This is a genomic window from Clostridioides sp. LIBA-7602 (assembly GCF_056688945.1).
Genome location: NZ_CP196991.1, coordinates 795,827 through 820,934, shown reverse-complemented (window position 1 = coordinate 820,934; position 25,108 = coordinate 795,827). Strand labels below are relative to the sequence as shown.

18 protein-coding genes and 1 other annotated feature are annotated in these 25,108 nt (G+C 29.4%); of the genes, 2 read left to right on the top strand and 16 right to left on the bottom strand.

Going from position 1 to position 25,108, the window contains the following annotated elements; genetic code table 11:
• Positions 1 to 14: 14 nt before the first annotated feature.
• Positions 15 to 1,769 carry a B12-binding domain-containing radical SAM protein gene (locus ACTG45_RS04090; RefSeq protein ID WP_479919892.1) on the bottom strand — a complete coding sequence of 585 codons (1,755 nt, stop codon included), beginning with the start codon at positions 1,767 to 1,769 and terminating at the stop codon, positions 15 to 17.
• 135 nt (positions 1,770 to 1,904) lie between these two features.
• On the opposite strand from ACTG45_RS04090, the gene ACTG45_RS04085 reads away from it, so the two are divergent.
• Positions 1,905 to 2,111 carry a hypothetical protein gene (locus tag ACTG45_RS04085; RefSeq protein WP_003418305.1) on the top strand — a complete coding sequence of 69 codons (207 nt, stop codon included), beginning with the start codon at positions 1,905 to 1,907 and terminating at the stop codon, positions 2,109 to 2,111.
• Between the two features lie 4 nt (positions 2,112 to 2,115).
• Here the strand turns inward: ACTG45_RS04085 and ACTG45_RS04080 are convergent, their stop codons facing one another.
• From ACTG45_RS04080 to ACTG45_RS04065, 4 genes are all read right to left on the bottom strand, one after another.
• Positions 2,116 to 3,039 (bottom strand): hypothetical protein, encoded by a 924-nt coding sequence (locus tag ACTG45_RS04080; protein WP_021383463.1) that lies wholly within the window; start codon positions 3,037 to 3,039, stop codon positions 2,116 to 2,118.
• 253 nt (positions 3,040 to 3,292) lie between these two features.
• A complete protein-coding gene (argS, locus tag ACTG45_RS04075) occupies positions 3,293 to 4,993 on the bottom strand; it encodes an arginine--tRNA ligase (RefSeq protein WP_479919891.1) in 1,701 nt (566 codons plus the stop codon).
• A gap of 340 nt (positions 4,994 to 5,333) precedes the next feature.
• Complete coding sequence (locus ACTG45_RS04070) at positions 5,334 to 5,747, bottom strand: 2-thiouracil desulfurase family protein (RefSeq protein WP_479919890.1); 414 nt, start codon at positions 5,745 to 5,747, stop codon at positions 5,334 to 5,336.
• A 21-nt stretch (positions 5,748 to 5,768) separates the two neighbouring features.
• Positions 5,769 to 8,147, bottom strand: a complete 2,379-nt coding sequence (locus ACTG45_RS04065; protein ID WP_479918212.1) for an endonuclease MutS2 — start codon at positions 8,145 to 8,147, stop codon at positions 5,769 to 5,771.
• 320 nt (positions 8,148 to 8,467) lie between these two features.
• On the opposite strand from ACTG45_RS04065, the gene ACTG45_RS04060 reads away from it, so the two are divergent.
• Entirely contained in the window at positions 8,468 to 9,919 is a 1,452-nt protein-coding gene (locus ACTG45_RS04060; RefSeq protein ID WP_021383476.1) for an aminoacyl-histidine dipeptidase, read from the top strand.
• A gap of 349 nt (positions 9,920 to 10,268) precedes the next feature.
• Here ACTG45_RS04060 and ACTG45_RS04055 read toward each other — a convergent pair whose 3' ends face one another.
• The 11 genes from ACTG45_RS04055 to ACTG45_RS04005 form a co-directional block, all read right to left on the bottom strand.
• The gene (locus tag ACTG45_RS04055) at positions 10,269 to 12,743 is read right to left on the bottom strand and encodes a diguanylate cyclase domain-containing protein (RefSeq protein ID WP_479919889.1); all 2,475 of its coding nucleotides are present in this window, start codon (positions 12,741 to 12,743) and stop codon (positions 10,269 to 10,271) included.
• Positions 12,744 to 12,975: 232 nt separating this feature from the next.
• Complete coding sequence (locus ACTG45_RS04050; protein WP_021383532.1) at positions 12,976 to 13,797, bottom strand: nitroreductase family protein; 822 nt, start codon at positions 13,795 to 13,797, stop codon at positions 12,976 to 12,978.
• Between the two features lie 113 nt (positions 13,798 to 13,910).
• Positions 13,911 to 14,387, bottom strand: a complete 477-nt coding sequence (locus tag ACTG45_RS04045; RefSeq protein ID WP_021383488.1) for an NUDIX hydrolase — start codon at positions 14,385 to 14,387, stop codon at positions 13,911 to 13,913.
• A 215-nt stretch (positions 14,388 to 14,602) separates the two neighbouring features.
• The gene (locus ACTG45_RS04040; protein ID WP_044212816.1) at positions 14,603 to 15,187 is read right to left on the bottom strand and encodes an HD domain-containing protein; all 585 of its coding nucleotides are present in this window, start codon (positions 15,185 to 15,187) and stop codon (positions 14,603 to 14,605) included.
• A 97-nt stretch (positions 15,188 to 15,284) separates the two neighbouring features.
• Positions 15,285 to 17,786 carry a U32 family peptidase gene (locus ACTG45_RS04035; protein WP_479919888.1) on the bottom strand — a complete coding sequence of 834 codons (2,502 nt, stop codon included), beginning with the start codon at positions 17,784 to 17,786 and terminating at the stop codon, positions 15,285 to 15,287.
• Between the two features lie 294 nt (positions 17,787 to 18,080).
• Positions 18,081 to 18,761 (bottom strand): YoaK family protein, encoded by a 681-nt coding sequence (locus ACTG45_RS04030; protein ID WP_044212786.1) that lies wholly within the window; start codon positions 18,759 to 18,761, stop codon positions 18,081 to 18,083.
• A gap of 160 nt (positions 18,762 to 18,921) precedes the next feature.
• Positions 18,922 to 19,512: a cell division protein ZapA gene (locus ACTG45_RS04025; RefSeq protein ID WP_021383456.1), complete on the bottom strand. Its 591-nt coding sequence runs from the start codon at positions 19,510 to 19,512 to the stop codon at positions 18,922 to 18,924.
• Between the two features lie 24 nt (positions 19,513 to 19,536).
• A complete protein-coding gene (gene pheT, locus ACTG45_RS04020) occupies positions 19,537 to 21,930 on the bottom strand; it encodes a phenylalanine--tRNA ligase subunit beta (RefSeq protein ID WP_479919887.1) in 2,394 nt (797 codons plus the stop codon).
• A gap of 16 nt (positions 21,931 to 21,946) precedes the next feature.
• Positions 21,947 to 22,966 carry a phenylalanine--tRNA ligase subunit alpha gene (gene pheS / locus ACTG45_RS04015; RefSeq protein ID WP_021383457.1) on the bottom strand — a complete coding sequence of 340 codons (1,020 nt, stop codon included), beginning with the start codon at positions 22,964 to 22,966 and terminating at the stop codon, positions 21,947 to 21,949.
• Positions 22,967 to 23,015: 49 nt separating this feature from the next.
• Positions 23,016 to 23,250 (bottom strand) — a binding site (T-box leader).
• Positions 23,251 to 23,424: 174 nt separating this feature from the next.
• Positions 23,425 to 24,222 (bottom strand): TrmH family RNA methyltransferase, encoded by a 798-nt coding sequence (locus ACTG45_RS04010; RefSeq protein ID WP_479919886.1) that lies wholly within the window; start codon positions 24,220 to 24,222, stop codon positions 23,425 to 23,427.
• 171 nt (positions 24,223 to 24,393) lie between these two features.
• Positions 24,394 to 25,065: a potassium channel family protein gene (locus tag ACTG45_RS04005; protein WP_021383523.1), complete on the bottom strand. Its 672-nt coding sequence runs from the start codon at positions 25,063 to 25,065 to the stop codon at positions 24,394 to 24,396.
• Positions 25,066 to 25,108: the final 43 nt, after the last annotated feature.

Genomic DNA, 25,108 nt, shown 5'->3' with positions numbered 1-25,108 from the left:
CTCCTCCTAAATATTTAAATCTCTACTTTATGAGTTTTAGATTTCTCAAATATTTTTTTATCATCATATTCAAATAAGACTACATTTTCTTCTTCTCTTATTTCTGTATTTATATCATTTTTTAAATCCACAACATTGAATTTAAATGGCTCAAAATGAACATATTTTATTATATGTTTAGCTGGCTTATCAACAAAACTAGGTAAATATGTTGATAAATTATCATTATCCTGTAAAAATACATGGCATCTATTCTTAAAATCATCCACATCTAACTTATTAAAAAACTGTGGTATATTCGATGTTTTACCCAGTGATATATAGTCATACTTTAATATATCATTGAATACATTATTATCTATATTTATTTTTTCATTATAGAAATCCATCAATATTTTGTAAAGTTGATTCTTTCCTTGTGCCAAATCAAAATATCCATTTTCATCAAAATACTTGGCAAAAGTCTCAAAGAATTTAAAAGGACTTTGTTTATAAAACTTGCCTATAATATATCTCATAGACAACACAAAGTTTTTAGAATTATAATATCTCTCCAATATATCTTCTATATCCTTTAGTTTCAATGTTTCCTCATAACTTATATAATTATTATATAAAAATTCATATGGAGCATAATCTTTATATTTAAAACCATGCTCGTCTGCCACTTTTCTCATGCCTGTACCTTTAATCATCTTTAAAAAACCTAATTGTAGATGCTCTATACCTAAATTAAATACATCATTAAAGGAATTCTCAAAACTCTTATAATCTTCATAAGGAAGCCCTGCAATTAAGTCTAAGTGCTGATGTATATTTCTATAAGATGCTACAGTCTGCACAACATGAGACAACTTTTTAAAATCATCCCTTCTACCTACTGCATCAAGTGTTTTTTCATTTGTCGATTGTACACCTATTTCAAACTGAAAAAGACCTTCTTTACAATCAGCTAAAAATTCAAGCATCTTATCATCTATCAAATACGCTGTAACTTCAAAATGATAAGTAGTATATCCATTATCATTTTTCATAAGAAAATCCATAATTTCCATAGCCACTTTTTTATTTGCATTAAATGTTCTGTCAATAAATTTTATCTGTGATACCTTTGCATCTATTAAAGCTTTTAAATCACTCTTTATCCTATCTAAACTAAAATATCTTAGACCTGGAATAGTAGATGATAAGCAGTACTGACAGTTAAATGGACAACCTCTTGATGATTCATAATACACTATTCTATTTTCATATTCCTTTGGATTTAAATTCTCATAAGGACTAGGAATCTCGTCCAAGTTTTTAAGTAATTCCATTGGTTTATTCACTATTATCTCATTGCCTTGTCTATATACAAGTCCATTTACATCGTTTATGTTTTTTTCACCTTGTAAGTGAAGTATTAAGTCTTTAAAAATTAATTCTCCTTCTCCATAAAGTATATAGTCCACAAAGTCATACTTTTTCATCGCCTCATAGCTATCATAACTAACTTCTGGTCCGCCCAAAGCTATTTTAGTATTAGGTCTAATTTTTTTTAGATTATCACAAAGCTTAACTATATCTCCCACATTCCAAATATATGTGGAGAATAATATTATATCATACTCGTTTTTGTATATATCCTTCAAAATATAGTCCAAATCATTATTTATCGTATATTCTTTCATATCAACTTCTATCAAATCTCTTACAAATTCTTTTAGATATCTTATAGCTAAATTTGTATGAATAAACTTAGAATTTAATGTTGTTAATAAAATTTTCAAATATTTCTCACCTCTTTTTAAGATTATACTGTCTTTTTGTACCCCTTATAGGTTAAAATAGTATATGTAAAGTTTTAATAATATCTATATAATTAATTTATTAATTTCAAGTAATGTGAGGAAAGGAAGTTTTTTATGGAATTAATTGAAAAAGTATCTATCAACTCTTTATCAAAAAGAGATTTACTACTTATTATAAAGTCTCTTGAATACACTAATGAAAATACTCAAATTAGTGATTTTATTGACCTTAGAAATAATATTGTAAAGGAATTATGTTTTTTAACTGACACTAAGGAAAAAGATTTTTTGGATTATCTAGAAAAAAATAGCACGCTCTAATAACCTAAACCTTTTTAAATTTCAATATATAAATACCTGATTTAGAATTTATTTTTATGCTTAATATATTATCATTAAAGGTTTTCGACATAACTGTTATTTGATTAAATATGGGGTCTATTATAGTATTACCTTCTTCAAGTCTTATAAGACTTCTTGGGTCTATCTTTTTATTGTAAGCTTTAACTCCAATTTTATATTTTCTCAATTTAACAACATATTCCGACATAGAAAAAATGAAATCTATATTATCTTCATTTAATTCACTATCTTCACCCAAAATGGATAATATAGATTTTTTTATGCTCTTAATTCCTTCATTTTCTACAATCCTATCTTCCATATATACATCATATAAGATGTTTAACACATTTAATAGAATACTTTCTTCATCATAATCTTCAAACTTCGAATCAATATATTTATCAATTAATTGTATTGCTTTAATCCTTGCCATCTGAAACTTTACAATATCAGATTTGTCTAATTCTATAGAAAATCCTATTATCTTGTCTTTAATACTTTGTAGTAATTCGACATATTCTATTTTACTATTATTTATAAGATTGTGCATAACAGAATTATAAGCTACAGAACCTAACAAATAATCAAATAAAGATTCTTCTTTTTTAAAATAATTTACATATTTTTTTATTAGTCTAATAACCTCATCTTCACTTTTTTGGATATTAGTATTTGATAAAATTAATGGTAATAAAATATTTAAAAAATTAATAGTACCTATTTTCTCTCCATAAAATCTATAGTAAACAAGTTCATCTCTCAGTCTATTTTCGTCTATATATACACATCTTTGCACTTTATCATCTATTAAGGATTTTGTATTTATTATAATCAAATCTTTAAGAGCCCTACTTGCACTATTAAAAGAAGATGTGTAGACTTTTTTTAGTAATTCGTCATTCATAAATATATCCTTTCTAAAAAATTGAATCTAAATATCTTGTCATTAAAAAAAAAGAGACAGCCCGTTTAAGAAGCTGTCATATATAGGGGGATAGTAGTGTACAAAAATCATTGTAATCTACTATCTATATATTATTATACGATACTACTTTTTTATATGTAAAGTATCAGTTTTCGACATCCCTATATTTTACAGTTATACAAATTGCGTACTAAGTTCAATTTTATTCTTTTTATTTCAACATTTTATCGTGTTACATTCTTTCTGGAGCGTGCATTCCCAACAGCTTCAGAGAATTCTCTAAAGTTTGTTTTGTAGCTAGAACTAATGCAAGTCTCGCTTTTCTAATTTCCAAATTTTCTACTAAAATTGGATTGTCATGATAAAATTTATTAAACGCTTGAGCCAAATCTAACATAAATCTAGTCACTATATGTGGTTCATTTTTCTTTAGAGCAAGTAAAATATTTTTGTTAAATGATTCTATAACTCTAAGAACTTCTGCACTATCTTCGTCAGCTAATAGACTATAATCTATATCAGAAGTTACTTCTTCTTCTGATTTTCTTAAAACTGCACAACATCTAGCATGTGTATATTGAACATATGGTCCAGTCTCACCATCAAAACTCAATGTTCTTTCCCATGAGAATGTGTAGTCTTTTATTCTACTATTAGATAATTCTTGGAATACTACTGCACCAACACCTACTTGCTTAGATATTTCATCTACATTTTTAGCATTTGGATTTTTAGCTAGTATAATATCCTTAGTCTTATCTATAGCTTGATTTAAAGCATCTTCTAAAAATACTACTCTTCCTTTTCTAGTTGACATAGTACCTTCTTCAAGAGCTACCATACCAAATCCAACATGAGTTAAATCTTTTGCCCAATCGTATCCCATAAGCTCAATTACCTTAAACCATTGTTGGAAATGTAAGTTTTGTTGAGAGCCAACTACATATATACACTTGTCAAAATCGTAAGTTTCTTTTCTATATATTGCAGCAGCTAAATCTCTTGTCATATATAGTGTTGAACCATCATTCTTAGTAATAAGTGCTGGTGGCATCTTATATTCTTCTAAATCAACAATCTTTGCACCTTTAGACTCTTTTAAAAGATTTTTCTCTTCTAATAACTCAATTACTTTACCCATCTTATCAGAATAGAAACTTTCACCCGCCAAAGAATCAAATTCTATATCTAAAAGTTTATACACTCTGTTAAATTCTTTTAAACTCTCATCTCTAAACCATTGCCATAATTCTTTTGCTTCTTCGTCACCATTTTCTAACTTAGTAAACCATGCTCTTGCTTCATCTTCCATTTCTGGATATTGTTCAGCCTCATCATGGAATCTTACATATAATTTTAGTAATTCTGGAATTGGATTAGATTCTACTACCGTCTTTTCTCCCCATTTTTTAAAGGCCACTATTAACTTACCAAATTGAGTTCCATAGTCACCTAAATGATTTATTCTTATAGTCTTGTATCCTTGTGAATCATATATCTTATATAAAGCATTCCCTATAACTGTAGTTCTTATATGCCCTATATGGAAAGGTTTTGCTATATTTGGAGAAGAATACTCAACTATTACAGTTTTATCTTTACCAAAATCACTATGACCGTAGTTTTCTTTTTCCTCTAATACTTTTTTGATTACAGTTTCTGCTAATTGAGATTTATTTACAAAGAAGTTTACATATCCGCCTAATTGTATTACCTTTGTTATCTCTCCACTTGGTTCTATACTTTCTGCTAATTCATTTGCTATCATGTTTGGAGCTTTTCTAAATACTTTAGCTAATTTAAAGCATGGAAAAGCATAGTCACCCATATCCTTATTTGGTGGTACTTCTATAAGTGCCTCTATCTCTTCTTTCGATAAATCTTCTATTTTTTCTTTAAGGCAATTTGATATTGCTACCTTGAAATCTTGCATCTTGTTGCTCCTCTCTACATTGTACCTGGTTTATATTGTGCTTATCTCTTTATGTTAAATCAAATTTCGTGTTTTTTCAAGTATTTCATTATGTGACAAAGTACTTAAAAAAATGTACCCTTTGTATGAATTCTGCATACGTTAAAAATGCTCTAATTACAATTTTAATTTATACCATTTTATTAATCTGTATAAGATTTTTTCAACCTTACATTTACTTTTTATACAACTTTTCTACTTTTTATGATGTTTTATAAATTTGGTTAATTCTTATAACTATCTTTATACACATGCTTGTAACTATCTTTATATACAACTTTTTTATTCTTGTATTGATTTTCTACAAATCTTTTTCACTTTTAACTCTTATTCCTGCTTCTTCAAGTAGTTTTGCTGTGACACCTTTTCCTGAGATTTTTTTACCAGAAAAACTACCGTCATAAATTAAATTACACCCACAAGATGGACTGCCTTCTTTTAATATTGCTTCGCTACATACATATAAATTTGCTATTTTTAGAGTCTCTTTTGCACCCTTTACGAAGTTTTCTGTCACATCCTTATTATCTTTGGTAATTACCTTATTATCAACTATTTCAGCAGGTGGTCTTGGTGTAGATAGACCACCTAACTGTTCTGGACATACAAGTGTAAATTCTTTGCCTTTTAAATATTCCTTAACTTTTTCATTTTCATTATTATCGCCACTATATTTACAATTTATTCCTATTAAACATGCAGATACTAATATCATAAAAATGTGCTCCCATACAAATTATTTTAGTTTAACAATTGTTACTCCTGCTCCACCTTCTCCGTATTGACCACCTCTTTGTGATTTTACATGTCTATTTCTTCTTAAGACGTCTTGTAGTCCTGCTTTCAATACTCCTGTACCTATTCCATGTATTACTGTTACAGATTCTAATCCTGCCACATATGCATCATCAAGATATTTTTCGACTTCCATTATAGCTTCTTCTAAATTTAATCCTCTAAGGTCAACTTCATTTTTTATATTACCAGATTTTGACCTTATGATATTTCTTGTTGATTTAGTTACATTTGTTGAAACATCTTTGCGAGTTTTTTGTAAAGACTTAAAAGGTAGAGTCATCTTCATTATACCAATTTGCACTACTGCTTCTTTTCTCTTTTTATCCACTGAAACTACACTACCATTTTGATTTAAAGTTATTACCTTAACTTCTTCACCTGGTTTTAGGTCTTTTATCTCCTTATTTGAAACCTTTGGAACTATCATACTTTTTACTGTTGGTTGAAGACTTCCCATGGAGCTAGTCAATTCTTTTCTAAGCTCTTCTATCTTACGATTCTTTTCTTTTGAAGCTCTTTCCTGTTCAAGATTTCTAAGTTCCTTTATTATTAGGTCTACTTCTTCTTTAGCTTGTCTTATAATTGAAAAGGCTTCTGATTTAGCTTTTTCAACCATCTTATCTCTTTGGCTAATCAATTTTTCAAGCTTTTCATCATACTCTACTTTTAGTCTTTCAATCTCTTCTTTTAATCTTTCAGCTTCTTCTCTGTCTTCTACTGCTTTGATTCTATTCTTTTCAACATTCTGTAATACATCTTCTAATGCTATATTATCTGTATTTATATATTCTTTAGCACGTGAAATTACATAATCACTTAGTCCAAGTTTTCTAGAAATCTCAAAAGCATTCGATTTTCCAGGAACACCTATAAGTAGTTTATATGTCGGACTTAATGTTTCTATATCAAATTCAACTGCTGCATTTTCTACACCAGATTTAGTAAGAGCATAGTTTTTAAGCTCACTATAGTGAGTAGTTGCTATACATTTAGCTCCTACAGAGTTTATATCTTCTAATACTGCTATTGCAAGGGCAGCTCCTTCAACAGGGTCTGTTCCTGCTCCTAATTCGTCAAATATAACTAAAGAGTCTGCTGTTACACTTTGTAGTATTGATACTATATTCGTCATATGCGATGAAAATGTTGATAAACTCTGCTCAATACTTTGTTCATCTCCTATATCTGCAAATACATTATCATATACACACATACTACTTCCATAATCAGCAGGTATATGAAGTCCACTTTGTGTCATAAGTGCAAATAGACCTACAGTTTTTATTGTAACAGTTTTACCACCTGTATTTGGACCTGTTATTACCAATGTGTGGAAGTCTCTTCCTAAATAAATCGTATTTGCTACTACTTTCTTCTTATCCAACAATGGATGTCTTCCATTTTTTATATTTAAATATTTATCCTCATTTAAAGTTGGTTCTATACCTCTCATTTGTATAGAAAGTTTTCCCTTTGAAAATGCAAAATCCAATCTTCCTAGTATCTCCTGATTAGAAATCAAATGTTCACTCACTTCTCCAACCATAGCAGAAAGCTCTGATAAAATTCTTTCTATCTCTTCTTGTTCTCCTAATTTCAACTGTCTCAACTCATTATTCATCTCTACTATAGTCATTGGCTCTATAAAAAGTGTCGCACCAGAAGATGACTGGTCATGTACTATACCAGCTACTTGCGACCTATATTCAGCTTTTACAGGCACTACAAATCTATCACCTCTTAGAGAAATTATGGCATCTTGTAAGTATTTTTGATACGTAGTCGAACTTATTATTGAATTTAGTTTTGACCTAATGGATTGATTTTTTTGAGATATTCTTCTTCTGATATCTCTAAGTGTACTTGAAGCATTGTCAGATATTTCTACTTCACTAATTATCGCAGTGTATATCTGGTCTTCTATGTCTTTATACACGTATAGAGAATTTGATAGAGATTGTATTATTGGATAATTGAAATCTTCTTCATCACTACTAGATAGACTATTTTTTAATCTCCTAGCTACTCTTAAAGTATCTGCTATCATAATTAGACTTCCTGGGTCAAGAGATGCTCCTATATATGCTCTCTTTACCTTGTCTTCTATATCATGAATACCTTCCAAAGCTACTGAACCTCTCTTTATAATAATTGATTGAGCTTCACTAGTTTCTTCTAGCATGGATTTTACTTCTACAAAATCAGTATTTGGGACTAAACTTTCTATATATTTTAGACCTAAAGAAGATGAGGCTTTCTTCTTTAATAAGTCTATTATTTTGTTGTATTCTAGAACTCTTAACGATTTCTCATTCATTTTCTATATTCACCATCCTCGATATTTTAACTTTTTTATTTAATTTTAAAAATGTATGCTTTTCAAGCATTTCCAATAAAAACTGCAAGTTTTATTTCTTTTTCATTTCTAAAATTATTATATTTTTTCTCTTTTAGATATATTTTACGCATATTTTGTATTATACTATGTATGTAGCTATCTATATATTATACATAAACATGCTTTATTTGTAATATAATCTGTTAAAAAATCTTCTTTAATATTTTTAAAGAAGTTTATTTTAGCTTGTTTTTTTAAAATAGCTACTTATATAGATAAATTAAGGAGGAACATAAGTCATGGGAAACGTATTAGAAGGATTAAAACCAGAGAATGTTTTTAAAAACTTTGAGAAAATATCTCAAATTCCTAGAGGTTCTGGAAATGAAAAAGGTATAAGTGATTTTTTACTTAACTTTGGTAAAGATTTAGGTCTTGAAACTATTCAAGATGAAAGCTTAAACATAATAATAAGAAAGCCTGCTACAAAAGGATATGAAAATTGTCCAGGCGTAGTTCTTCAAGGACACATGGATATGGTTTGTGAAAAAGAAAAGAATGTTGAACATGATTTTCTTAAAGACCCTATAAAATTAAGAATTGATGGTGACATGATATATGCTACTGGAACTACTCTAGGAGCTGACAATGGTATAGCTGTTGCTATGGGTATGGCTATATTAGAAGATAACACTTTAGAGCATCCAGCATTAGAAGTTTTAGTTACTGTTAATGAAGAAGATGGTATGAATGGTGCTGATGCATTAGAACCTAGCTTAATTAAAGGTCAATATATCCTAAATATGGACTCCGAGGAGGAAGGATACTTATTAGTTAGTTGTGCTGGTGGTAAAACTTGTGTTGTTAGTTTACCTGTTGAGTACAAAGAAGTTGAAGCTGATAAGCAAGGTTTATTAGTTGAAGTTACTGGACTATTAGGTGGACACTCTGGTATGGAAATTGTTTTACAAAGAGCAAATGCTAACAAAGCAATAGCTAGAGTATTAAGTGTATTAGATGTTGACTATGATTTGGCTTCAGTTGATGGCGGAACTAAACACAATGCTATACCTCGTGAAGCTAAGTGTGTAATAGCTGTCAATAAAGCTGATGTTGAAGTTGCTAAAAAACAAATAAATGATATTTTAACTGCATTTAAACATGAGTTCACTACTTCTGACCCTGGTATGACTTATTCAGTTGCTGAAACTTCTGTAGAAAAAGTTCTTGCTAAAGATTGTAAAGAAAAAGTTATTCAAATGTCAAGCTTAACTCCTCATGGTGTTCAATCTGTAAGCCTTGATATAGAAGGATTAGTTGAAAGTTCTACTAACTTCGCTATAATTGAAACTAAAGAATCTACTATTGAATTCTTAACTTCTGTTAGAAGTTCTGTTATGTCTATTAGAGATGAAATAGCTGATAGAATAAGACTTTTAGCTCAAGCTTTAGGTGCTGATTATGGTCTTACTTCTCAATATCCAGCTTGGGAGTTCAAAAAAGGTTCTAAATTAGAAAAAATATGTAGTGAGACTTATGAAAAATTAACTGGTAAAGTTCCTACTGTTATGGCTCTACATGCTGGTCTTGAGTGTGGATTATTACTTGATAAACTTCCTCATGCTGAAGCTATCTCTATAGGACCAGATATGTTTGATGTTCATACTCCAAATGAGCATGTTAGTATCCCTTCTATAGCTAATGTTTGGGATTATGTTATAGAAATATTAAAATCTATGAACCAATATTAAATCTAAATTTTATTTAGATTAACTCTTGGATACAATTATAGATTATAAATAAATCTATATAAAACTCATTCTATAAATTAACATTATAAAAGTTTATAGGAATAAAGCCTAATGATGCATTTTTATATTTATCATTAGGCTTTATTATTTCATTACATATTTTTATTTAATATATTTTTATTATTTAAACTTATATAATTACCTATAATCAAGATATTAAATTACCCCACTTAGTAATTTTTACATATGTAAATTGATTCACTTCATTTTTTCTAGAAAACATATACTTATATGTTTTTTCATGTTTTCATTATGTATAGATTATATAAAGTATATAAAGAAAATTTTTCTATTCAACAATTTTAAAGCAATTTCTACCTTGCTTTTTCGAATTATAAAGAGCATCATCTGCCATTTTGTATATATCATCATATGTTTGTCCTTGTTTTGACATTACACCACCCATACTTACAGATATACTCTTACCATTTGGTAATTTAATACCATGGATTTTATCATATAAAATATTACATTTTTCTACAAGGCTTTCCATATCCTCTACACTTTTAACATATATGCTAAATTCGTCCCCTCCTAGGCGACCTACTATGTCACATTCCTCAAAAGATTTAGTAAGAATATTTGCAACTGCAATCAGCATCTTATCTCCAATAAGATGACCATAATTGTCATTTATCTCTTTAAAATGGTCAATATCTAAAATAAGTAAAGCTCCTCTTTCATTATTCGATAAATCATCCAAACTCTTTGTAGCCATCTCCCTTATAGAAGCTGCATTAAAAATATTTGTTAAACTGTCTTTTTGTGCTTTATCTAACAGTCTCATTTTTTCCTCTTTTTCACAATCAACATTGTGCAATTTGCCTATTGAATAAACAGGTACATTCTTTTCATTATAAATTATCTTTGATGTAATTCTAATCCAATGAAACTCCCTATCAGGGCAAATACAATAAATTTCTGTTGAACCATTTTCTTGTTCCATAATCAACTTAAAAAATTGTTCTCTGTACTCTTTTTCAATTTCATTTCCAGATGTGTCTTTACAATGACTTAGACCTCCAAAGACATTAACACCATTTTCTTGCATCGCAATCGTAATTTTATCTGCTTGATAATCATATTCAAAAAAGTATTCACTTGCCATCTCATATACTTCAGTATGTTTTTTAAGCTCTAAAGAAATTCTCTGATTCATGCTTGTACGAGTACGAAGACTCCAAGCCATAATTATAATAATACATAATGATATGCTAAATACTACAAGAATAGTTTGAATTGGATTTTCCTGCATAATTTGAACTAGAGAAAAATCTGATATATATGTAGTATTATTATAAATAATTGATTGCATCTCTTCAGTCTGTATACTAATTACAGCCTTATTTAATATACTAAATAATTCCTGTTCATTCTGTTTAGCTACACCAAAACAGAAGAGATGTTGTTCGTAGTTTTGTTGAATTAAACGAACATACTTATACTTAGGTTGATTTACATAATACTGTATGGAATAACCTTCACCATATGTATAATCTGCTTTTCCACTATTCACAGCATCAATACATTCTTCTAGCGTATCATACCAAATTATATTTTTAGCAGAATAGCCTTTATAAGAAGTACCTTTTTCAAGAGCTAAACGTTTATTTTCTAAGCTATCTTCGTTTACCTTATTGTTAATCATCATCATATACTGTGTAGAAATAAATGGCCGAGTCATAGCTACATGCTGTTTACGTGCCTTTTCATAATCGTATGTCATGCCTGCTACAATATCAACCTTAGAATTTTTTATCATATTTTCTAAATCCTTCTGAGATTCTACAGGCACCATATCTAATTTCAAACCAGTCTTCTTTGCCAGGTAATTCAATAAATCTATTGAAATACCTTTTAATTTTCCTGTTTTATCATCTACATATTGAAATGGCGGATTGTTTAGTAAAACACCTGCTTTTAAAGTTTTTGTATTTTTAATGTACTCAGATTCTTTCTTAGATAAAATCATCTCTTTATTCTCTGGTGTAAAATATTTCTCATATAATGTAGGTGAAAAATAAGGGTCTGTTTGCTCAATGTTAGATATCGCTGAATTAAGCTTTTTAGATAATTCTGTATTGCCTTTGCTTGTAACAAAATAAAATGGCTTAGGAGAAAACTTAGCTATAGTGCGCAAATCATCTCTAGGATTCATACTGACATTAAGCATTGCGTCTGCTTTTTCATCCTTTAGAGCTTGTATTTGTTCTTCCATTGTTTTACAAGGTATCAATTCAGAGGATATTTGATTCATTTCACAGTATCTATCTAACTCTTTAATTTTACTAGTAGAATTTTCTATTACAGCAATACGCATGTTCTTTGTCACTTGTGAGCTTACACTGTCAATATCTGCATTATCATGAAGTACTTGTAATACTGTATTTACAGTTCCATAACTATATCCGACATAATCATACACTTTCTCTAATGGTTCATCATACAACAAGCCACCCATTAAATCAATCTCACCATTTTTTAACATATCCATTAACTTAATAAGAGATTCATTTATATCTCCTTCGACTTGAACAAACTCATAATTCCACCCAGTATATTGGGCAATTTCTTGTAAATATTCATAGGTATACCCAGAGTATCTACCTTTTTCATCTATCTCACTTAAACCTTTTTGAATGGGATAAGCAACACGTATGGTACGATTATCATTATTCATAGCATTACTCTTAAAGGGAAATATGCAGAAAGTGAATATGGACATAATTACAAAAACTAATGAAAGTAATTTTTTCAAATTCACTATAAAATCCTCCATATAATAATATTTACAGTATAGTATACTGTATAAATTCTTAGACTTGAAAAATAGATTAGTACAAAAAAGGACATAAAATTTTTGTAAAAATTTAACATCCTCATTCATACATAATATATTTTGATTATACTCTATTTACCTTGTGTTTACAATAAATTTGATGTATTAATTATATAGCATTATCTATTTTGATTTAGCATAGAACACAATCCGAGTACTACTTTATATCAAATTTAGCAACATTTCGATTTACAGTTCTCTTATATTTTACATTTGGATAGCCTAATATAAATGAAGTTATAACTGCTTCGTTATCATTCATTCCTAATAGCTCTTTTATCTTTGGTTCTACATTTGATGCCATAACGAAAAATCCATTATAGCACATTCCCAATCCTTGAGAGTAAGCCATAAGTTCCATATTAGATGCAGCCAATCCTCCATCTACATATACACTTCCACCTAAAGAAATATCACCAACAACTACCATAAGTAGTGGTGCATCATAAAATAAAGAGTCAATTCCTTTTTCTTTATATCCTTTATACATTCTCTTAAACGTGTTTTTATATATAGAGCGAACAGAGTCTTCATCATCAGTATTTAATGCTAAATTATAAAGCCCTTCTATTGCCAATTCTTTTACTTCTTTTAACTTATCTTTTACTAATATGTATCTTAGAGGCTGTCTATTTCCACCTGTTGGTGTATATCTACCAGCTTCTACTATGTTTCTTATTTTCTCTTCTTCTACCTCTATATCTTTGTAGTCTCTTATACTTCTTCTAAATTTTATGAAATTCATCAAGTTTTCAGACTCTAAGTCAAAAGTTTCATGATTGTATTCTAATACCTCACCTTTATCAAATCCCTGCATTTCTATAGAGTCTGTTGGGCAAATTGCCATACAATGACCACAATTAATACAGAGAACATTTTTTACCTTTGCTTTATTTTCTCTAACTTTTATTGCATTTACAAGGCAGTCTGACTCACACAAGCCACAACCTACGCATGTTTCTAAATTTATGTCTATCATCCTAAATTTTCCTCCATTTAAAAATTTTACTTTAGTATAAAGCAAATAGTTGTCTAAGTCAATTTTTATTTTTTTAACAATATATGAGTTTAAATTGAAAATTTTTATAGAAATCAAGTTAAGAAACTTACACTATAATCTTCCAATTCTCCATTATTGTATATTATCTTTGCACTAAAAATTTTCCCAGTCTTAGCCCAATTCAAAAATAATCTGTCACCTTCCCACATATTTAAGTCAAATATTTTATCATTGTCTACCCAAAGTAATTTACCTTCTTTGCAATCATCCAAATCTTTTTCGGACAAACTACCTTCAAAGTCATCTGAAAAATATAGGAACATGTACCAGTCTTCTTCATTCTTAAATTTTGGAAAAGTTATAAGACCTTTATATGTTAGTGATTTAAGCGTAAGTCCAGTTTCTTCTTTAACTTCTCTGATTATACACTCTTCAGGAGTCTCTCCTTGCTCAAACTTTCCTCCAACTCCTACATATTTACCTTCATGTATATCATCTTTCTTTTTATTTCTATATAACATTAAAGTCTTATCATCTTTTTCTATATAACAAATAGTCGTAAGCTTCATATATCCCGCCTTACTTTCTTTTTCTGTTTTTTATTTGTACACTATTGATACTCTATTTCTTAAATATACTTATCACCATAATTAACTGGTTCTTAGTGATTTGTTAAACCAAGTATTAATAGCTTAATTAAGCATCAATTATTTAATCTCTTATTAGTAATCTGTTTTATAAATTATTAATAAATTAGACAATTAAATTTATTATCTCTTTTACATTATTCATTTTCATTACTTTCAAGAACATCACTTATATTCTTCATTGCATTAAGAGAAAGCTCTGCAAATTCATCAAATGGAATCCCTATATCTTCTATACTTCTCATTGCATCTCTATTTACATTTGAAGCAAATCTCGTTTCTTTCATTCTTTTAATTACAGACTTTGTTTTTACACTAGTAAGTTTTTTATCTGGATAAACCAAAGCTATAGCAGTTATAAACCCAGTTATAGGGTCTGCTGCATATATAGCTTTTTCCATAAGGCTAGTTCTTGTAACGCCCATTCCATCGTGATGACCAAGTATCGCTCTATACATCTCTTCATCACCAAAGTTTTCTTTTTTAAGAAGCTCTACTGTTGTTGTAGCATGCCCTTCACAGATTTCCCCTGGTTTTCTTCCAACTATATCTGAATCTAAATCATGTAAAAGACCTGCAACTGCCCACTCTTCTTCTTTTTCTGGCTCTAATCTTTTGGCTAAATCTTTCATAACCGCTTCAACAGCATAGCAATGTTTTCTCATTCTGTCAGTCTCTAAATACTTAAATAAAATTTCTAAAGCTTCTTCTCTCATTTTCATTAATCCCCCTGTTTTTTCATATATATGATATTTTTGTATATTAATACACATAAATCCAAGTTTATTTATATATTTATGTATATTTTTCATATTATATTTATTCTACACCTTTATAGTAGTGTCCTGCAACTGTTCCAACTTTATCCAACTGCTTATATAGGTTAGTAGCCTTTTCTCCAAGCTTATAATCATTACTCAAAACCTCAATATGAGCATCTATAATCTTTTTAACCATTTCGCCATTTTCCACTGTAAAATCTATTCTAAACACATCTATTCCAATTTCATCTAACTCATATAGATTATCTAACATACAAGTAACCTTTGAGTTGTAAATCGTGCTTCTACAGAATATATCTTGTGTTATCCTATAACTTGCATCTGTAAAATCTCTTAAAGCATAACTGCTTTCTTTACATTTAGCAACTCTCTTATCCTTTTTACAATCCCTAACAACAACTCCCATAGGACAGTATTCTGTAATCATCATAGGAGTATATCCATATATTACTGCTTCGATTTCTACATCTGTATATTTTAAAGTTTGTTTAATTTCATTTAGATTTAATTCTTGTGATAAACAAACTGTACTAGCTCCCTCATCTTTAAAGTGATTTATACTTTCACTGTTAAATGCATTTAAATAGCAATCTATATTCATGTCCTTTCCTTTAAAATATTCCATAGAACCCCAGTTACCAATTTGAATCTTATTGACACCTTTTATGTTATCTAATAATTCAAATTGTTTATATTCTTTATTTCTAATAATTCTTGGTACTGAATATATCAATCTGCTTTCACTATTTTCAGCATTAAAACTCTTTTCATCAGAAGTATTTATGTTATTTACATTTGAAACTATTGATTCTTTAGAAATATTTGATACCATTTCTAGAGCTTTTGATAGTGTATTTATATCTTCATAATAAATTAAATCTACATTATATTTTAATACAGCTTCTAATTGCTCTAAGTTTTTGACTTTAACTCTAATTTTAGGGACTGTATTAAGTTTTTTCTGTTTACTTACTCTATTTGGCTGGTATTTTAATCTATTATTCTTAAATTTTCTATCTTTTATCTTTATTCTTTCTTTATCTAAAAGCTCAATACAATCTCTTCTCATTTGATTTAGCATACTTATAGGCATACTTACACCTTCATCCAAATCAATTTCTATACCTTTTAGTGTATAAGGTGTATTTCCAAGCTTTTGAATTTGTGTCTCTATTTTTTCTTTACTTAAAGCTACTTTTATAGCTTTTTCAACTACCTTTTCTCCCTCTACAACCGATTTATTCCCACAAAAATCACTCATAGAAAGTACTGGTTTTTTACCTAATTTAATACTTACTTTTGCTTTTATATTAGTTTTTATTAACTCTTTATCTTGCTGGAATGTAGCTTGTACTCTATCCATCAACTCACTATCTGAGGTCTTAAATATAAGCTGATTTCTCTTTGCTTCTCCAACAAAATCCAATTCTATTAAGTACCCTTTATGTGCTATTGTAGTTATCTCTCCATCTTTTATTATCCTTCCAATAGTGCCTCCACCTAGGTTAATTCCATCACCTTTTTTAAGGGTATTTTCTAACATAACTCTAAGTCTTTTGCTTTTTCTATTATAATCTAAAACTTTTCCAACATAGAGACCTTGATTATTAGGTCTATTTGAGTTCATTATATCCTTACCAACTTCACCTAATATATATCCTTTTGTAAACTTTCTATTGAATATAGTGTACAAATTATTTATTATTTCCTCAGAAATACTTATTTTATTCTTATCTACAAATTCATTAATTGCTTCTCTATATCCTGAAACTACAGTAGCTACATATTCTGGCTTTTTCATTCTTCCTTCTATTTTTAAAGATAATACACCTGCTTCAATTATTTTGTCTAAATCTTCTATAGTGCTTAAATCCCTAGGACTCAACAAATAATCTCCATCGCTCTTTACTACTTCACCTGTATTTATATCTATCAACTCATATTTTTGTCTACATGGTTGTGCACATCTACCTCTGTTTCCAGACCTATTTCCTATCATACTACTCATAAGGCACTGACCTGAGTAACACACACATAAAGCCCCATGTACAAAAACTTCTATATCTACAGTTGTATTTTCACAAATCCATTTTATCTCATCGACATTTAATTCTCTTGCCAAAACAACTCTATCAAACCCAATACTTTGAAGATATTTAACATCTTCTAACGAATGAGCTACCATTTGAGTACTTGCATGTAGTTCAAAATCAGGCAATAGTTTTTTTATAAGCCTTGCCATTCCTATATCTTGTACTATTAAAGCATCTATATCTATATCATATAAAAATTTTACATACTCTACAAAATCTTCTATCTCATATTGTTTTATCAATGTATTCACAGTAACAAAGACTTGCACTCCTCTTATATGAGAGTATTTAACAGCATCAATTAGCTCATTTCTATCAAAGTTATTTGCAGATGCTCTTGCACTAAAGTCTTTACCACCTAAATACACAGCATTTGCTCCATTTTGTACTGCTGCTTTTAATGAATCAAAAGAGCCAACTGGTGCAAGTAATTCTATTTTTTTCATATTTTTCTCCTCTATTTATACTTATTAGGTTAATATAATTATCTATAACATAAATATTTACATTAAATTTATACACTATTTACTATATCTAAAATACATCAAATAATTTATACCTTATTTATTATATTTAATGTATTTAAAATAACTTATTTACTACTTATTATATTTAAGATATCTCAAACAATTTATACGCTACTTACTATATTTAACTTGATATGTCTCAAACAATTTATACACTATTTACTGTATAAAGTATATCAAATAATAACTCATTTTTTATCAATTTATACTAAGTTAGTTTTCATTAAATGAATCATCCTTATTGATAAACATAACTCCAAAGACTACTGCCAAAATAAAGAAACATACTAAGATTGACTTTTCCACAAAAATCTTTGTAAAAAATGTTCCTAAAATAGCCCCAGATATAAAGAATACTATAATAGCATAATACTGCAAACTCTTTTTTATCATAAAAATATTCTTAGTCTGTATATAATGAAATAATGTTTCTGTGGCGCTTCTTAAGTTTCCAGTACACATTGTCGTTGCAAAGCTATTTCCATTTACCTTTCTAAAACTCTCTACTTGCATTGAACAAATAAAAGAGATAGCAACATTTACAAACATATTAAATTGTCCTCTAGGTACAAAAGAAACAACAAGTATAGTAATCATTTCGATTATAATGATAATTTGACGCCAATGAATCTTAGAATTATTTTTGAAGTACTTTCTTATCTTCTCTGCTATAAAGACACCTAACATAAATGCCAAAATAGGAATCAAGTAATAAAAAGATTTTTTTATGTTCCCTTCTGCTATATTAAGCCCTAATAAAACTATGTTTCCAGTCTGTGCATTAGCAAAGACCTTACCTCTTACTACATAAGTATAAATATCTAAAAATCCTCCTGTTATTGCCAATAAAGAGCATAAGAAGAATGATTCAGACATCTGACTCTGGTTTGTCATATATAAAACATCTCACTTTCTAATGATAGATACCAAATCAAAATTATTTTAGATACTATTTTTTATTAATATTAAAAAACTTTTATATTTACACATATTTGTATTTATACATTAAAAGAAGCTGTCTCAAAAAACAATAGAGACAGCAAATCTTCTAATTTTATTTCACATTTTTTTCATCATTATTTAACCCTGTACATTTTAGCTGTAAATCATAAGCTTTGTTTTGAAACTCTGAAGCCAAATTCTCGGCTATCGTAGCTCTTTCATTTGCCTCTTCAAGTTGAGCACTTAATTCCTCAATCTTGCTTTTATAAGCATCTAACTCAGCTCTAGAACCTTCTGTCGTATTACTAAGTTCGAATATTTCTTGCTTTTTATTTTCTATAATATCAATTAACTCTTTCATCTTAGCCTCAGTTTCACGACTCTCTGCCTCTTTTTCTGCTATTGTAAGCTTTAAAGACTTAATTTCTAATTGAAGCTCTTCATTAGAAGACCCAACCTTTTTACTCAATTCTTCATTAGCTTTAATCAACTTCTCATTCTCATCTGAACATTCAAATAAAAGGTCTGATATATTTAATGCAGTTAATATCGCAGCAACTGATAAGCTTAATTTCGGGTTTTGACGTGTTATTTTATCCATTTCTTTGTCAACAAAATCAGCAATACTAATCATAAACTTCTCTGACTTATCTCCAACCATTGGATATTCAGCGCCATGGATTTTAACCATTACTTTGTTCATCCTAACCTCCCCCGACATTAGTTGTTAATTTGATCTTAAGTTAGCATTCAATTTTTCGCTTAATTCACTTAATATCTTATCATGCACCTTAGCTACATCTTCGTCTGTTAGAGTTTTATCTTTACTTCTATAAGTTATTGAATATGCAATTGACTTGTATCCAGCCTCTATTTGAGAACCTTTGTAAACGTCAAATAACTTGTAACTTTCTACTAATCCTTGACCATTTTCCTTTATTATATCTTCTATTTGTTTTACAAATACATCCTCTTTAACAATAAGAGCTATATCTCTTGATGTAGATGGATATTTTGGTAATGGTACATAATTCTTTGTTCTATCAGAATTATCAAATACAAAGTCAATATCTATTTCAGCGACATAAACTCTTTGACCTAGATTGTAATTTTCTATAACATCTGGATGCAATTCACCTAATGTACCTACATATTTATTATTATACACTATTTTAGCACATCTACCAGGGTGGAAGGTAGTATTATTATCTTGAGGTTCAATTTCATACTCTTTAAATCCTACATTTACAAGTATTGTTTCTATAGCACCTTTTAATGCAAAGAAATCAACATCTTTACCATACATACCTACACACATTCTATTTTCTTCTTTAGGCAACTCTGAATCCTGTGGTATGAATATATGTCCACACTCAAATGCAGATACTTCTTCTATTTTATGAGATACATTAGTTGATAAAACATCTAACATATTTGGTATTAAAGTAGTTCTCATTACAGAAGTTTCTTCTCCCAATGGGTTAAGTAATTTAACAAAGTTTCTCTTAGCATTACCTTCTGGTACTCTTATTTTGTCTACTCCCTTAGGGCTTACAAATGAATATGTTAATATTTCGTTTAACCCTACAGCAGTTGAATTATCTTTTAAAGCATCCATGAATTTTTGTTTTGAAGTTTTAATTCCTGCTGTTGTATTTCCTTCTAATTGTACAGAAGGTATGTTTTCGAATCCATAGATTCTAGCTATTTCTTCCCATACATCAGCTTCTTGCTCCATATCTGATCTAAAACTTGGTACATCTATTTCTAGTTTATCATTAGCTATTAAATTACATTTAAATTCTAATGATTCTAAAATTCCTACAAACTGTTCCATTGGTACATCTACACCTAGAAGATGGTTAATTCTTTGAGGATTTACTACCAATTTTTTAGGTTCTGGTTTATTTGGGTATACATCTACAACACCTTTTAAAACTTTTCCTGCTCCTAACATCTCAACAAGTTGTACAGCTCTATTTGCTGCTATCTCTGCAAGATTAGGGTCTAAATCTTTTTCATTTCTTGAAGATGCTTCTGATCTAATTCCAACTTTTTTAGCTGTAGTTCTTATGTTTTCTGGTTTGAAATTGGCACTTTCAAAAAGCACAGTCTTTGTATAGTCAGTTATTTCTGAGTTAGCACCACCCATTACACCAGCTAAACCAAGTGATTTTTCTCCATTTGTTATAACTAGCATATCTTTATCTAATGTTCTCTCAACATCATCTAATGTTACAAGTTTCTCTCCATCTTTAGCAGTTCTTACTACTATTCTTCCAGTCTCTACTTGATTTATATCAAAAGCATGAAGTGGTTGACCAAGCTCTAACATTACGAAGTTTGTTATATCAACTATGTTACTTATAGGTCTTACACCTGCTTCTGTAAGTCTTCTTTGCATCCAATATGGAGAAGGCTCTATTTTTACATCAGTAACCATTCTAGCAAAATATCTTCTACATAAGTCTGGATTGTCTATTTCAACTTTGAAGTCTATCTCTTCATCACTTTCTTTTACTTCAATTTTAGGATATTTTACTTTTGTTCCTATAGTTGCAGCCGCTTCTCTAGCTATACCTATCATACATTTGCAGTCAGGTCTGTTTGAAGTTAATTCAAAGTCTATTAAAGCATCTTTTAATCCTAAAACATCTTTTATATCTTTTCCTAATTCATAAGAATCTTCGTGGTCTAAAATATATATACCACCTCTTTTATACTCTTCAATGTAATGTTCATCTATACCTAATTCAGCTGCTGAACACATCATACCATCTGATAATTCACCTCTGAAGTCAGTTTGATTGATTTCAACTCCTCCAGGTAATTTAGAACCATTTACAGCTACTGGAATATAATCTCCTTCTGATATGTTCGTAGCTCCTGTAACTATTTGAACAACTTTATCTCCAATATCTACCTTAGTTACAACTAACTTATCAGCATTTGGGTGTTGTTTTATTTCTAAAATCTTTCCAACCAATATATTTTCTATTTCTTCACCATAATAATCTATTGTTTCAACTTTAGTTCCTGTCATTGTCATTTTGTCAGCGAACTCTTTTACATCCATGTCTATATCAACATAGTCTCTAAGCCATTTTAAAGATACTAACATCTACATACCCTCCTAATTAAAATTGATTTAAGAATCTCATATCATTTTCGAATAATAATCTAATATCGTCTATTTCATATTTAAGCATTGCAAGTCTTTCAACCCCAACCCCAAATGCAAATCCACTGTAAACCTCTGGGTCTATTCCACAATTTCTAAGAACGTTTGGATGAACCATACCTGAACCTAATATTTCTATCCAACCTTCATATTTACACATTGGGCAACCTTTACCACCACATTTGAAACAAGTAACATCAACTTCTGCACTTGGCTCTGTAAATGGGAAGTTGTGAGGTCTAAACTTCGTTTTGATATCAGAACCAAACAATTTTTCAACGAAGATATCCATAGTTCCTTTAAATTCTGCCATAGTAACATCTTTACCAACAACAAGCCCTTCTATCTGATGGAACATTGGTGAATGTGTTGCATCTGGCGAATCTGACCTAAAACATCTACCTGGTGCAATTACTTTTATCGGTAACTCTTGGCTTCTCATAGTTCTTACTTGAACTGGAGATGTTTGAGTTCTAAGTAATACACCATCATTCATATAGAATGTATCACTCATATCTCTTGAAGGATGGTCTTTAGGAGCATTTAAAGCATCAAAGTTATTATCAACAGTCTCAACTTCTGGACCTTCTGCCACAGAGAATCCCATTCCAATAAATATATCTGTTACTTCATCTATGATTTGAGTTATTGGATGTCTCTTTCCAACCTTTAGAATTTTTCCTGGTTGAGTAACATCTATTACTTCTTCTTTTAATTTTCTTTCTTTTTCAATAGCATTTAATTCTTCTTTCTTAGAATTTATGCTAAGTTCAATATTCTCTCTTACATCATTAGCAACCTTACCAACTACTGGTCTTTCTTCAGCAGATAATTTTCCCATCTCTTTAAGTATGGCAGTTATCTCACCTTTTTTTCCTAAGTACTTAACTCTTAAACTTTCTACACTTTCTATGCTTTGTGCCTCTTTTATTTCAGCTAAAGCTGCTTCACGTAAAGCAAGTAATTTTTCTTGCACACATATCACCCTTTCGTTTTTTTGTATAAAAAAAGCCCCTCAATCCCTGTCTAGGGACGAAAGGCTATAGTTTCGCGGTACCACCCTAGTAGTTTAACAATTAAAAAATCATCAAACCACCTCTAACAAACTTAACGCGTTTTTCACGTCAAAGCCTACTATCAAATTTCAGCTCTGTTACTCCAGAGGGAACTTCTCCTGACCTCTTAGAAAACACTCCCAGCCTAGGTGTTTATCTCTTTACTAAGTTTAATCAAAATACTTTCCTCTTTCATTGCATCTACAATATTATATTGTTTATTTTAGTATTATATCATTTCCATTCAAATTATGTGACTATTTTTAATATACATCTAATACATAATTAATTCAATTATTTTTTTAAATATATTGACTGTTTTTGATATGCTACTATTTAATTCAAGATTATAACATGACATTATATTTATTACAATACATTAAATCAAGTATTTTTTTATTTCATACATCAGTATAGCAGAGCTTATTGCAGCATTTAATGACTCAGCTTTACCATATATAGGTATCTTAACCAAAATATCAGACTTTGATACAAGTTCTTCATTTATTCCATTAGCTTCATTTCCTATCACCAAAGCAACTTTTGAGCCATAATCTATTTTGTCATAAAAATTATCTGTGTTTAGATAGCTTGAAACTATATTAAAATCCAATGATTTAAGCATGTCCACAGTATCATCTTGAGAAGCATTAATTATATTCATGTCAAAAATAGAACCCATAGTCGACCTAATTACTTTTGGATTATATATATCGACGCATCCCTTTAGTGCTATTATGGCATCTACTCCAGCAGAATCAGCAGTTCTTATTATAGTTCCCATATTTCCTGGGTCCTGTATTCTGTCCAAAATCAATACGAATTTATCTTTGGCATTTATATTTTCTTTTAAATTTTTTTCCTTAAATGAAACCACACCTATTATACCTTGAGTATTTTCTGTATCTACAAGTTCTTTAAAGTTTTTGTTAGTAGTCTTATATATCTTTGTGTTTTTTTTATCTAAAGCTTCTAATAGTTCCACATGTTCCTTCTTATTTTCAAAATCCTCATTGATAAACACATAATCAAGATTTGCACTACATTCAAGTGCAAGTACTACTATTCTATAACCTTCTATTATGAATTTTAATTCTTTATTCCTATTTTTTGACTTCAATAGTGCTTTTGTATACTTTAATTTTTCATTATCCTTACTGCTTATATTCGTAATCATTTTATCTAAATGCTAAAATTATCTTAGCATAACCTCCTTACCTTACTTTTAATTAAAATCATATTTATCTAAATCCTACTTTTGATTAAATAAAAATAGTATCATATAACTATTCATAATTATATGATACTATCTACTTTTATTGCAATTAAATATATATTAAATAATAAATTATCTTCTTCTAATTATCCCCTTATCTCCAGATGTTATGGCTGTTATACTAGTATTTTGACCAATTATGACTAGAATACTTCCAGCTGTAAGTTCCTCGTCTGGAGAAGGTGTAACATTTATATTTTTACCTGTTTTTATAGCAAGTACAGTTATCTCATATCTAGCTCTTAATTCAAGCTCTACTAGAGTCTTTCCAACCCAAATATTTGGAGTTACGATTTCAACAATTGAATACTCTGGGTCAAGCTCTATATGGTCTAATATGTTATCAGAAACTAAATTGTGTGCAACTCTTACTCCCATATCTCTTTCTGGGAATACAACTCTGTCTGCACCAATTTTATAAAGTACTTTAGCTTGCAGTTCATCCTTTGCCTTACATATTATCAACTCTACACCCATTTCTTTAGCTATAAGAGTCGCCATTATAGATGCTCTTATATCAGAACCTATTGCAACTACTGCCACATCAAAGTTACCTAAGCCTAGTGATCTTAATGCTTGTTCATCAGTAACATCTACTATAAGTGAGTGAGTTACCTTATCAGATACACTTTGAACTGAATCTTCGTTTTTGTCTATTGCCATTACTTGATGTCCTAAAAGATGCATAGTAGATGCAACGGAACTTCCAAATCTCCCACACCCAATGACTATATATTGCTTCATCTCGAAACTTCCTCCCTAATACACGATTTGTATAATATCTTTT

What these genes read in the sequence shown, in the direction of transcription:
- ACTG45_RS04085 (WP_003418305.1), top strand. Translation starts at nt 1,905, where the DNA reads ATGGAATTAATTGAAAAAGTATCTATCAACTCTTTATCAAAAAGAGAT.
- ACTG45_RS04080 (WP_021383463.1), bottom strand. Translation starts at nt 3,039, where the DNA reads ATGAATGACGAATTACTAAAAAAAGTCTACACATCTTCTTTTAATAGT.
- argS (WP_479919891.1), bottom strand. Translation starts at nt 4,993, where the DNA reads ATGCAAGATTTCAAGGTAGCAATATCAAATTGCCTTAAAGAAAAAATA.
- ACTG45_RS04070 (WP_479919890.1), bottom strand. Translation starts at nt 5,747, where the DNA reads ATGATATTAGTATCTGCATGTTTAATAGGAATAAATTGTAAATATAGT.
- ACTG45_RS04065 (WP_479918212.1), bottom strand. Translation starts at nt 8,147, where the DNA reads ATGAATGAGAAATCGTTAAGAGTTCTAGAATACAACAAAATAATAGAC.
- ACTG45_RS04060 (WP_021383476.1), top strand. Translation starts at nt 8,468, where the DNA reads ATGGGAAACGTATTAGAAGGATTAAAACCAGAGAATGTTTTTAAAAAC.
- ACTG45_RS04050 (WP_021383532.1), bottom strand. Translation starts at nt 13,797, where the DNA reads ATGATAGACATAAATTTAGAAACATGCGTAGGTTGTGGCTTGTGTGAG.
- ACTG45_RS04045 (WP_021383488.1), bottom strand. Translation starts at nt 14,387, where the DNA reads ATGAAGCTTACGACTATTTGTTATATAGAAAAAGATGATAAGACTTTA.
- ACTG45_RS04040 (WP_044212816.1), bottom strand. Translation starts at nt 15,187, where the DNA reads ATGAAAATGAGAGAAGAAGCTTTAGAAATTTTATTTAAGTATTTAGAG.
- ACTG45_RS04035 (WP_479919888.1), bottom strand. Translation starts at nt 17,786, where the DNA reads ATGAAAAAAATAGAATTACTTGCACCAGTTGGCTCTTTTGATTCATTA.
- ACTG45_RS04030 (WP_044212786.1), bottom strand. Translation starts at nt 18,761, where the DNA reads ATGACAAACCAGAGTCAGATGTCTGAATCATTCTTCTTATGCTCTTTA.
- ACTG45_RS04025 (WP_021383456.1), bottom strand. Translation starts at nt 19,512, where the DNA reads ATGAACAAAGTAATGGTTAAAATCCATGGCGCTGAATATCCAATGGTT.
- pheT (WP_479919887.1), bottom strand. Translation starts at nt 21,930, where the DNA reads ATGTTAGTATCTTTAAAATGGCTTAGAGACTATGTTGATATAGACATG.
- ACTG45_RS04010 (WP_479919886.1), bottom strand. Translation starts at nt 24,222, where the DNA reads ATGATTACGAATATAAGCAGTAAGGATAATGAAAAATTAAAGTATACA.
- ACTG45_RS04005 (WP_021383523.1), bottom strand. Translation starts at nt 25,065, where the DNA reads ATGAAGCAATATATAGTCATTGGGTGTGGGAGATTTGGAAGTTCCGTT.